Raw genomic sequence first — 1642 nt, 5'->3', positions numbered from 1 at the left:
CCAATCGCCCACCAGCGCACAACAGCCGGCCCCTCCCTGGCGCGATGCGGCGTCTCAAGACCCGGCACGTTCGCAAACCCTCTCATGAGCCCCCAACCCAAATCCTTGCATGTATTGACAGGGTTGGTGAGAACATCTACAAAAAATGGAATTGTAACAAAGCGGCTTGAAAGGGGATGTCTTGAACCTGCCCCACGCGACTTCCGGCGTCATCGTCCAGCAGCAGGACGGAGCCTTCTTCCTCCTGGACACGGAGGGCGGAGAGGTCTTCCGGGTGAATGAGACCGCCGCGCGCATCTTCGAGCTGTGCCAGGGCGACACGACCCTGGACGGGGCGGTGGCGTCACTGGCGCTCCGGCTGGGCGCCGCGGGCCAGGAGGAGGCCATCCGCGCGGACGTGCAGCGCACCGTGACGCAGTTCCAGGAACTGGGGCTCTGCGAGCCCACGCGTTCCGTCTGACCTTCCGCCGTCCGCTGAAGCGCCTTCTTCCCTCGTGAGAGGGACGGGCCGGGTCATGTCCTGGCCTTTGGGAATCCCGTGTCCCCGGGTCGCCCCGGGTGCGCGTGATGCCAGACGTGAGACGTCTCTTCACGGCTGGAATGAAGCACCGGTGTGTTGGCAGGCAATGTCAGACCCCCTGTCCACACTCCGCGATGTTTCACCGTAGTGGCAGTGAACGCAGCAATCCATCCCAGGAGAAACACCATGTACATCCAGTCCGAGATCGTCCGCGTGTCCGCGTCGTCCGACAAGTGCACCTGCTCCAACGGCATGGTCATCCTCACGACGACCACGGCCGCGGAGTAGTCGCGCCCGTCGTTTCCCTCTCAAGCCACAAACCCAGACCCAGGAGAATCACCATGTACATCCAGTCCGAGATCGTCCGCGTTGCCGCCGCCACCGACAAGTGCACCTGCTCCAACGGCATGGTCATCAACGTCAGCGTCGCGGAGTAATGCCTTGCATGGCCGGGAGGAGGGCTTCGGCCCTCCTCCCGGCTGTGTCTTCCCTCTCACGCGCCGACACGCCCGCCCATGCTGCCCGCATCCACGCAGTTGTTGCTCTTCACCCAGGCGGACGTCGGCGGCCACGCGCTCTTTCGCGTCGTGCCCGTGGAGGTGTCCGTGCGCCCCGGCCAGGGACGGCTGTGGACGGACGTGTCGCGGGGCAATGCCTTCACCCCCGCGTGGCAGGACCACGCGCGCCACCTGGCCGCGGTGGGCCGCGCGCGCTACGCGCTGCCGTGGGAACAGACGGACCTGCACGTCTCTGCGCGCGGCCGGAACGTGACGCTGGATGGCAGGAGCGCGTCGCTGCCGCTGTTCGTCGCGTGGGTGGCGCTGCTGTCGGGGCTGCCGCTGCCGTCGCCCTTCCTGGGCACGGGCGTGGCGCTGGAGGCGCATGGGGAGCGGCTCGCGCCCGCGCCGCGCGAGTTCCTCCAGGGAAAGCTGGGCGTGGCGCAGTCCTACGTGACGCAGGTGTTTCCGCGGGCGGGGCGGGTGGCGGTGTTCGTGCCGGAGGGCAGCGGGTTCGACCCGGAGCCCCTGACGGCGCTGGACGTGCGGCCGGTGCCCACGCTCACGAAGGCGGTGGATGCGGTGCTGGGGGTGAAGCGTCGCGCCAGCGGGTCCGGTGACGGGG

At 67.8% G+C, this 1642-nt stretch carries 2 protein-coding genes; both read left to right on the top strand.

The window, feature by feature from the left end:
- Positions 1 to 181: 181 nt before the first annotated feature.
- Positions 182 to 460 carry a PqqD family protein gene (locus D7W79_RS41835; RefSeq protein ID WP_158617189.1) on the top strand — a complete coding sequence of 93 codons (279 nt, stop codon included), beginning with the start codon at positions 182 to 184 and terminating at the stop codon, positions 458 to 460.
- A gap of 575 nt (positions 461 to 1035) precedes the next feature.
- On the top strand, positions 1036 to 1642 hold a 607-nt coding region (locus D7W79_RS41830; protein ID WP_147442353.1), incomplete at its 3' end, for a hypothetical protein.

This window comes from Corallococcus exercitus (genome assembly GCF_003611585.1).
GTDB classification, from domain to species: Bacteria; Myxococcota; Myxococcia; order Myxococcales; family Myxococcaceae; genus Corallococcus; species Corallococcus exercitus.
The sequence above is the reverse complement of the archived record's forward strand: the minus strand, read 5'-3'. Positions and strand labels throughout refer to the sequence as shown.